The sequence below is a fragment of the Mycobacterium sp. 1245499.0 genome, from assembly GCF_001673615.1.
Lineage (GTDB): Bacteria > Actinomycetota > Actinomycetes > Mycobacteriales > Mycobacteriaceae > Mycobacterium > Mycobacterium europaeum_A.
The window spans coordinates 1-9,004 of the sequence record NZ_LZMG01000280.1 but is presented as its reverse complement, the minus strand read 5'-3'; the positions used below and the strand labels follow the sequence as shown (position 1 = coordinate 9,004).

Sequence of the window (9,004 nt, the reverse complement as noted above, 5' to 3'; positions counted from 1 at the left end):
GCATGGCCCTGGTGGCGGCGACGGTCGCCGCCGGCAAGACGCCGGTGCCGCAACTGATCGTGGGCCGCCAGACGGCGGTCCAGGGGGACACCACGCCGATCAGCCCGAAGATGATCGACGCGCTGCGGCCGATGATGCGGCTGGTGGTGACCAACGGAACCGCCAAGGAGATCGCCGTCTGGCGGCCCACGATCAGTTGCGGCACCGGCGTCTTGCCGGCGGCGACCGTCGCCGCCACCAGGGCCATGCCGAACGGGCTGGCCAGCACCTTGCCCTGGCCGAAGCCGTCCTCGGTGCGTTCGGCCAGGTCGACCGTCGGCGGCACCGACCCCGTCACGGTGGTGACGCCGTCCACCGTGTAGTCGAGGCCGATGCCGTATTGGGCGGCCGTCTGGGTCAGGCCGCGCGGCGGCATCCGGCTGCTCAGCTCCGCGAACGTGGTGTTGCACGAGCTGGCGAACGCGCGCGACAGCGACACCACGCCCAGATCGAAGCCGCCGTAGTTGGGCACCGTGCGGTGGCCGATGTCGAGGTGGCCCGGGCAGCCCAGCATCGAGTTGGGCGTGGCCATGCCGCGGTCGACGGCGGCGCCGGCGGTGATCATCTTGAACGTCGACCCCGGCGGGAACAGGCCGTTGGTGGCCGGCAAACCGTCCGCGTCGGCCCCGCCGTTCTGCGCGATCGCGAGGATCTCTCCGGTCGACGGCTTGATGACCACGATCATCGCCTTGCCGCCCTTGTTGTCGACCGCGCGCTGCGCGGCGTTTTGCACCGTGCGGTCCAGGGTGATCGACACCGACGGCGCCGGAGACCCCTGGACCTCGTGCAGCACCTCGACCTCGACACCGTTCTGGTTGACGCTGACCACCCGCCAGCCCGCCTCACCGTCGAGCTGGTCGACCACCGCCTTCTTCACCGCGGAGATGACCGCGGGGGCGAAATGCGGGTCGGTGGGCAGCATTTCGGGCTGGGGGGTGACCACGACACCGGGCAGGTGCCCGATCAGCGGGGACACCTTGTCGTTGTCGTCGGGGTGCAGCGTCACCCCCAGATCCACCGGATGCGGCGTCGAGCTGGCCTGCTCGGCCAGCAGCTGCGGATCGTTGAGGGCGCCGTTGAAGGGATGCAGCACGTCGACGATGGCGTGCGCCGTGCCGGACAGCGCGGGTCCGGCCTGGGTGGCGTCCAGCGTGTAGTGGTACAGGTAGCCCGGCACCAGCACATCGCTGCCGCCGAGCTCGTTCACCGAAGCGCGATGCGGCCGGTCGGCGCGCAGCGCGAACGTCTGGTGCTCGCCCAACTTGGCGTGCAGCGCGGTGGTGGTCCACCGCACGGCCCAGTGCCCCTCGTCGCGGGCCATCCTCAGCTGGCCGTCATAGGTCCACGTGCGGTTCTTGGGCAGGTGCCAGGTGAAGCGGTAGCCGACCGTGCCGCTGTCCTCGGCGTACTTGGCGTTGAGCAGCTGGGCATCGAGGTGGGTTGCCTGCAGGCCGGACCAGGCGGCGTTGAGGGCTTCACGGGCCTCGTTCGGGCTGTCGCTGAGTTGCGCGGCGGTCGCGGTGTCGCCGATGGCCAGGGCGCGGAAGAACTTCTCCGCGGCAGGGCCCGGGCCGTCGGGCCGCGGCGTGCAGCCGGACAGGGCGACGGCCACGACCAGCAGCACGCCTGAGGCAGATGTGGCAATTGTTGTTCTCGTTACCATCGGTGCTGATGTTAAGAACTGTGGCCTGAACGAGGGCGCCGACACACCGAGACCGAACCGTTATGCGTGGATTGCGGACCATCTGTGCACCGAGGGCCCGGCCACGCGGGCGTTGGTCACCCGGCGTCCGGCTGGCCGGGCGCTCGCGGCGAACGTGACCGGCTAGTCGAGCAGCACCGTCGCGAAGGTGCCGATCTCGGTGAAGCCCACCCGTGCGTAGGCGGCGCGGGCCACCGTGTTGAAGTCGTTGACGTAAAGGCTGGCGGTGCGCCCGGTGCCGACGATCACCGCGGCCACCGTCGCGGTGCCGGCGGTGCCCAAGCCCAGCCCGCGCCACTCCGGGTGCACCCACACCCCCTGGATCTGGCCGACGCCCGGGGACTGCGAGCCCACCTCGGCCTTGAAGACGACCTGGCCGTGCTCAAACCGCGCCCAGGCCCGCCCCGCCGTGATCAGGCTGGCCACCCGGCGCCGGTAACCGCGGCCGCCGTCGCCGATGCGCGGGTCGACGCCCACTTCGCCGATGAACATGTCGACGGCGGCCACCAGATAGGCGTCCAGCTCTTCGGGCCGGACCTGCCGCACCCCGGGGTCGAGGTCGCAGCTGGGGTGGTTCGACAACGCCAGCAGCGGCTGGCGGTCGCGCACGTCGCGAGCCGGACCCCAGGCCGCCTCGAGCCGCTCCCACATCGGCATCACCAGGTCGGCCCTGCCGACCAGCGACGAGCAGCGCCGCGTCCCGCGCATGGCCTCGTCCGCGAACGCGCTCAGGTCGGCCGGCGCGCCGCGCAGCGGAATCAGGTTGGCGCCGGCAAAGCACAGCGATTCGTCGGCGCCGCGCAGCGTCCACAGTTCGCCGCCGATCGAGTTGGGATCGATGCCGTGGTCGGCCACCCGCGCCGCGACCATGCAGGAGGCGACGGGATCGTCGTCGAGCACCCGCCAGACGGCGGCCGCGTCGCGCACCACCGACACCCGTCGCTCACCGACAAGGCGGAACAGGGGCGGAGCCGACATAGGGCGAACTCTCTGTGGTGCGAATTCTCAGACCAGAACGTCGCTGGCCTTCATCAGCTTACGGTGACAACAGGTGAACCGCTGGATGTTGCTTCGGGCCCGTCGCCGCTGTTCATCTCGTGGCCCATTTCAGCGGCGATGCGCATCGCCTCTTCGATCAGCGTCTCGACGATCTGGGCTTCGGGCACGGTCTTGATCACCTCGCCGCGAACGAAGATCTGGCCCTTGCCATTTCCCGATGCGACGCCGAGGTCGGCCTCGCGGGCCTCCCCCGGGCCGTTGACGACGCAGCCCATCACGGCCACGCGCAGCGGCACGTCGAGGCCGTCCAGGCCGGCGCTGACCTCGTTGGCCAGGGTGTAGACGTCGACCTGGGCGCGGCCGCAGGACGGGCACGACACGATCTCGAGCCCGCGTGGGCGCAGGTTCAGCGACTCGAGGATCTGGATGCCGACCTTGACTTCCTCGACGGGCGGCGCCGACAGCGACACCCGGATGGTGTCACCGATCCCCCGCGACAGCAGCGCGCCGAAGGCGACCGCCGACTTGATGGTGCCCTGGAAGGCGGGGCCGGCCTCGGTGACGCCCAGATGCAGCGGGTAGTCGCATTGCTCGGCCAGCTGCTCGTAGGCGGCGACCATCACGACGGGATCGTTGTGCTTGACGCTGATCTTGATGTCGCCGAAGCCGTGCTCCTCGAACAGCGAGGCCTCCCACAGCGCGGACTCGACCAGCGCCTCCGGGGTGGCCTTGCCGTACTTCTGCATGAACCGCTTGTCCAGCGAGCCCGCGTTGACGCCGATGCGGATCGGGATGCCGGCCGCACCGGCGGCCTTGGCGACTTCGCCCACGCGGCCGTCGAATTCCTTGATGTTGCCGGGGTTCACCCGCACGGCGGCGCACCCGGCGTCGATGGCGGCGAAGATGTACTTGGGCTGGAAGTGGATGTCGGCGATCACCGGGATCTGGCTGTGCCGGGCGATTTCGGCCAGCGCGTCGGCGTCCTCCTGGCGCGGGCAGGCCACCCGGACGATGTCGCAGCCGGCGGCGGTCAACTCGGCGATCTGCTGCAGCGTCGTGTTGACGTCATGCGTCTTGGTGGTGCACATCGACTGCACCGAGATCGGATAATCGCTGCCGATCCCTACGTCGCGGACCATCAGTTGGCGCGTGGGGCGCCGGGGCGCAAGCGTGGGCGCCGGGGTCTGCGGCATGCCCAGGCCGATAGTCATGTGCGCTGCCTTCTCTCTACTGGAACAGCCGGATCGGATTCACCAGATCGGCGGTGACGGTCAGCAGCATGTAGCCGACCACGAACACCAGCACGACGTATGTCGCGGGCATCAGCTTGAGGTAGTTCACCGGCGCGGCCGCGACCATGCCCCGCGCCGACCGCACCAGGTTACGGATCTTCTCGAACACCGCGATGGCGATGTGGCCGCCGTCGAAGGGCAACAGCGGCACCAGGTTGATCGCACCCAGGATGAGGTTCAGCTGGGCCAGGAAGAACCAGAACGCCACCCACAACCCGTGGTCGACGGTGTCACCGCCGATGATGCTGGCGCCGACGACGCTCATCGGGGTCTGCGGATCGCGCTGCCCGCCGCCGATGGCGTGCACCAGCGCACCGACCTTCGTCGGGATCGCGACCAGCGCCTTGCCGACCTCGCCGGTGAGGTCACCGGCGAAGGCAACGGTGGCCGGGATCGCGGTGAACACCCCGTAGCGGGTGGGCGCCACCTTGACGGCGCCGACGCCGATGGCGCCGACCGTCGAGGGTTGTTGCTGAGCGCCCTGCCCGTTGCCCAGGTAGCGCTGGGTGGTGGTGACGTCGACGTAGGTGGTGATCTTGGTGCCGTTGCGCTCGGCGACGATCGGGACATTGCCGTGCACCTTGCGGATGGCGGCGGCCATGTCCTCGAAGGTCGACACCGGGGTGTCACCCACCTTGACGATGACGTCGCCCGGCCGGATTCCGGCCAGCGCCGCCGGCCCGGGGCCGGTGCAGTCCGCGATCTTTCCCGGCGCCACTTCCGGTGCCACACAAGCGGTTTCGCCGACCACGGCCTGGGTGGGCGGGTGCAGGTTCGGCAGCCCCCAGATGAGCGCGATGCCGTAAAGCAGCACCAGGCAGATGATGAAGTTCGCGGCGGGACCGGCGAACAGCACCGCGACCCGCTTCCAAACCTTCTGCTTGAACATGGCGCGGTCGGTCTCGTCGGGCGCCAACTCCTCCACCGACGTCATGCCGGCGATGTCGCAGAAGCCGCCCAGCGGCACGGCTTTGAGGCCGTATTCGGTTTCGCCGCGCCGGGTCGACCACAGCGTGGGCCCGAAACCGACGAAGTAGCGGCGCACCTTCATGCCGGTCGCGCGCGCGACCCACATGTGCCCGCACTCGTGCAGGGCCACCGAGATCAGGATGGCCAGTGCGAACAGCACAATGCCGATTACGAACATCATCTGGTCTCCCAGGACCTTTCTCACACCATTCCGGAGGCTTTTGCCGACACCTCGGCGGGCCGGGCGTGTGCGACGGAACGCCGCGCCCGCTCGCGTGCCCAGCGCTGCGCGTCGAGTACCTCATCCACGGTAGCGGGTGACACGGCCCATTGGTCGGCGGCGTGCAGCACGTCGGCGATGGTTTTGACGATCGCGGGGAACCCGACCCGTCCCGCGAGGAAGGCCGCCGCCGCCTCCTCGTTGGCCGCGTTGTAGACGGCGGTCATGCAGCCGCCGATCTGCCCGGCGTGCCTGGCCAACTCGACGGCGGGGAAAACGTCGTCGTCCAGCGGCTCGAAGTCCCAGCTAGAGGCCGTGCTGAAGTCGCAGCTGGCGGCCGCGCCCGCAACCCGCTGCGGCCAGCCGAGGGCGAGCGAGATCGGCAGCTTCATGTCCGGCGGGCTGGCCTGGGCCAGGGTAGAGCCGTCGATGAAGGTGACCATCGAATGAACAATCGACTGGGGGTGCACCACGACCTCGATGCGGTCATAGGGAATGCCGAACAGCAGGTGGGTCTCGATGAGTTCGAGCCCCTTGTTGACCAGCGAGGCCGAGTTCAGTGTGTTCATCGGGCCCATCGACCACGTCGGGTGGGCGCCCGCCTGCTCCGGGGTGACGTCCTCCAGCTGGGCGGCGGTCCAGCCGCGGAACGGGCCGCCGGAGGCGGTCAGCACCAGCTTGGCGACCTCGTCGGGGGCCCCGCCGCGCAGGCACTGGGCCAGCGCGGAGTGTTCGGAATCGACGGGCACGATCTGCCCCGGCTTGGCGGCCCGGAGCACCAGCGGACCGCCGGCGATCAGCGATTCCTTGTTGGCCAGCGCCAGCCGGGCGCCCGACTCCAGCGCGGCCAGCGTCGGCCGCAGGCCCAGCGCGCCCACCAGCGCGTTGAGCACGACGTCGGCCTCGGTCTCCTGCACCAGCCGGGTGGCCGCGTCGGACCCGCAGAACGGGATGTCACCGACCCGCTGCGCCGCGCGCTCGTCGGCGACCGCGACGTTGGTCACGCCGGTCTCGGCGCGCTGCCGCAACAGGGTGTCCAGGTTGGCACCGCCCGCGGCCAGGCCGACCACCTCGAAGCGGTCCGGGTTGGCGGCGATGACGTCCAGCGCCTGGGTGCCGATGGAGCCGGTGCTGCCGAGCACCAGGACGCGCAGCCGGTCGCGCGTTTGCCCGTCGGTCGTCGGGTTGGTCACTCATTCATTGTGCCGCCCGGCACCGACCGGGGCCATCCGCCGGACCGCGGCCGTCGAGCCAGGCGGGGGTATGCCAGAATTTGGGTTCGACAAGCCAATCCGATCCGAAGGGGATTCGCCGTGGCCAGTACCGAGGTGGAGCGCTTCACCGGCGTCGACGACGTCGAGGTGCCGTCGGCAGCGTGGGGTTGGAGCAGGATCAATCACCGGACCTGGCACATCGCCGGCCTGATCGGCTTCGGATTCCTGCTGGCGATGCTGCGCGGCAACCATGTCGGCCACATCGAGAACTGGTTCCTGATCGGGTTTGCCGCGCTGATCCTCGTGGCGCTGATCCGCGACCTGTGGGGCCGCCGCCGCGGCTGGATCAGGTAGCCGGCCGCGCGTTTGCCCTAGCGGCGCACCCGGCGATGCCAGGCGCCCCCGATCACCACGGCCGTCAATGCGAACACGGCCACCAGCCACGGCCACATCCCGTGCTGATGCACCCAGCCGGCCATCGCGCCCTGTAGCCGCCCGGCCGCGGTGATCACCGCGTCCCGCGGGTCGCCGCCGGCGCCGAACAGTCGCACCTCGTAACCGCCGTAATAGGCCACGTACAGCCCGACCAGCACCAGCAACGCGCCACCGATCCGGTTGACGAACGGCAGGAGCCGGCGCAACCGGTCCACCAGCGCCGTGCTCGCCGTGGCCGCGGCGACCGCCAGCACCCCGACCACCAGGGTCAGCCCCGCGCTGTAGGCGAGATAGATCGCCACCCCGGTGACGAGCGATCCCCCGCGTAAGCCGGCCGCCGTGACGGCCAGGAACGGCCCGACGGTGCACGACAGCGAGGCGATCGCGTAGCTGATGCCGTAGCCGTACATGGAGCCCAGCCGCGCGGTGGGCGCCCACCGCGGGCCCAGCGGTCGTGGGGTCAGGGCCGACAGTCCCCGGCCCGCCAGCAGCCACGCCCCGAGCCCGATCAGCACCACACCCACGCCCACGGTGGCGTACGGCAGGAACCGCTGCACGGTGCTCGCCGCCGAGACGGTCAGGGCGCCGAACGCGCCGAACACCGTCAGGAAGCCCAGCGCCATCCCCGCGGTGGCCGCCAGCGCACGCCCGGCCGCCGCCGCACCCGAGACCGCCCCCGAACCCTGGCCGCGCACCACCAGCAGCAGGTAGCCGGGCAGCATGGCAAAACCGCACGGGTTCAGCGCGGCCACCGATCCGGCGGCGAAGGCCAGGCCGACCAGACCCTGGTCCACCGGGTCAGGACCTCAGGGCCGAGACCCGGTCGGAAAGCTCCTGCTGGGACATCGCCGAGGTCGGGTTGTTGACGAACGTCGAGCTGCCGTCGGCGCGGTAGAACACGTAGGCGGGCTGCCAGGGGACGTTGTAGCGGGCCCAGATCGAGCCGTCGGCGTCGTTGAGGTTGGTGAATCTCAGGCCGTACTTGGAGACGAAGTTCTGTTCCGCGCCGACATCCGAGTGACCGGCGACGCCGACGAAGGTGACGCCGGGATTGGCGGCCGCCACCTGGCTGACGCCTGGGGCCTCGGCGTTGCAGAACGGGCAAAACGGCGCCCAGAACCACAACACCGCGGGTCTGCCCTGCAAGCTGGCGCCGTTGAACGGCGCACCAGCCAGGGTCGTGCCGCTGAATTGCAGCCGGTCATCGGCGGCGGCCGCGCGCGGCGCGCCACCGAGCACCACTATCAGTGCCGCGGCGATGAGGGCCGCGACAAACAACTTGAGCGGAGAGAACAAGCGGATCACGGCACACCCCCGGGTTGCTGAAGTTATGCCTTTAAGACGTGCGCGTCGCCCTGCGGGTTCACCCGACGGCCGCGCGCTACCCGCCTTCGGCGGCCAGCTGTCCGCACGCTGGTGCCTGATCGCCTGCGCTCCAGCTACCCGCCTTCGGCGGCCAGCTGTCCGCACGCGGCGCTGATCTCGCGGCCGCGCGTGTCGCGCACCGTGCAGGAAACGCCTTTGGCGCGGACGCGCCGGACGAACTCCCGCTCGACCGGCTTGGGGCTGGCGTCCCACTCACTACCCGGGGTGGGGTTGAGTGGAATCAGGTTCACGTGCACCAGCGGGCCGAGCGCGCGATGCAGCCGCTGCCCCAAAAGGTCTGCGCGCCAAGGCTGATCGTTGACGTCGCGGATCAACGCGTACTCCACCGACACCCGCCTGCCCGTGACGTCGGCGTAATGCCGCGCGGCGTCGAGGGCTTCGGTGATCTTCCACCGGTTGTTCACCGGCACCAGGGTGTCGCGCAGTTCGTCGTCGGGCGCGTGCAACGACAGCGCCAACGTCACCCCGAGCCGTTCGTCGGCGAGCTTGCGGATGGCGGGCGCCAGCCCCACCGTCGACACGGTCACCGAACGGGCCGAGATGCCGAAACCGTGGGGCGGCGCGGCGGTGATGCGCCGCACCGCGGCCACCACGCGGGCGTAATTGGCCAGCGGCTCCCCCATGCCCATGAACACCACGTTGGACAGCCGGTCCCCGAAGTCGTCGCGCAGGGCCGCGGCGCCGGCGCGGACCTGCTCGAGGATCTCCGCCGTCGACAGGTTGCGAGTCAGCCCGCCCTGACCGGTCG

Annotated in this window: 8 protein-coding genes and 2 pseudogenes; 2 read left to right on the top strand and 8 right to left on the bottom strand. The window is 70.3% G+C overall.

Annotated features, from left to right (window positions below; genetic code table 11):
• A pseudogene (locus A5646_RS29980) lies at window positions 1–176 on the top strand (hypothetical protein); the annotation flags it as partial.
• Here A5646_RS29980 and A5646_RS16860 read toward each other — a convergent pair.
• The 5 genes and pseudogenes from A5646_RS16860 to dxr all read right to left on the bottom strand — a co-directional run.
• Window positions 170–1,702: pseudogene (locus A5646_RS16860) on the bottom strand (NTF2-like N-terminal transpeptidase domain-containing protein); the annotation flags it as partial. The pseudogenes A5646_RS29980 and A5646_RS16860 overlap by 7 nt on opposite strands.
• 162 nt (window positions 1,703–1,864) lie before the next feature.
• Window positions 1,865–2,719 (bottom strand): GNAT family N-acetyltransferase, encoded by an 855-nt coding sequence (locus A5646_RS16855; RefSeq protein WP_066870268.1) that lies wholly within the window; start codon window positions 2,717–2,719, stop codon window positions 1,865–1,867.
• Between the two features lie 53 nt (window positions 2,720–2,772).
• Window positions 2,773–3,951: a flavodoxin-dependent (E)-4-hydroxy-3-methylbut-2-enyl-diphosphate synthase gene (ispG, locus tag A5646_RS16850; protein WP_066876163.1), complete on the bottom strand. Its 1,179-nt coding sequence runs from the start codon at window positions 3,949–3,951 to the stop codon at window positions 2,773–2,775.
• Between the two features lie 16 nt (window positions 3,952–3,967).
• Complete coding sequence (locus A5646_RS16845) at window positions 3,968–5,182, bottom strand: RIP metalloprotease (RefSeq protein WP_067022813.1); 1,215 nt, start codon at window positions 5,180–5,182, stop codon at window positions 3,968–3,970.
• A gap of 20 nt (window positions 5,183–5,202) precedes the next feature.
• Window positions 5,203–6,414 carry a 1-deoxy-D-xylulose-5-phosphate reductoisomerase gene (dxr, locus tag A5646_RS16840; protein ID WP_066876165.1) on the bottom strand — a complete coding sequence of 404 codons (1,212 nt, stop codon included), beginning with the start codon at window positions 6,412–6,414 and terminating at the stop codon, window positions 5,203–5,205.
• Between the two features lie 120 nt (window positions 6,415–6,534).
• Between dxr and A5646_RS16835 the strand changes: the two genes are divergently transcribed.
• Window positions 6,535–6,789 carry a DUF2631 domain-containing protein gene (locus tag A5646_RS16835; RefSeq protein ID WP_066870261.1) on the top strand — a complete coding sequence of 85 codons (255 nt, stop codon included), beginning with the start codon at window positions 6,535–6,537 and terminating at the stop codon, window positions 6,787–6,789.
• Between the two features lie 17 nt (window positions 6,790–6,806).
• Here the strand turns inward: A5646_RS16835 and A5646_RS16830 are convergent, their stop codons facing one another.
• The 3 genes from A5646_RS16830 to rlmN all read right to left on the bottom strand — a co-directional run.
• Window positions 6,807–7,664: a cytochrome c biogenesis CcdA family protein gene (locus A5646_RS16830; protein ID WP_066876167.1), complete on the bottom strand. Its 858-nt coding sequence runs from the start codon at window positions 7,662–7,664 to the stop codon at window positions 6,807–6,809.
• Window positions 7,665–7,668: 4 nt separating this feature from the next.
• Window positions 7,669–8,175, bottom strand: coding sequence for a protein disulfide oxidoreductase (locus A5646_RS16825; RefSeq protein ID WP_066870256.1), 507 nt, complete (start codon window positions 8,173–8,175; stop codon window positions 7,669–7,671).
• A gap of 134 nt (window positions 8,176–8,309) precedes the next feature.
• On the bottom strand, window positions 8,310–9,004 hold a 695-nt coding region (gene rlmN / locus A5646_RS16820; RefSeq protein ID WP_156765629.1), incomplete at its 5' end, for a 23S rRNA (adenine(2503)-C(2))-methyltransferase RlmN.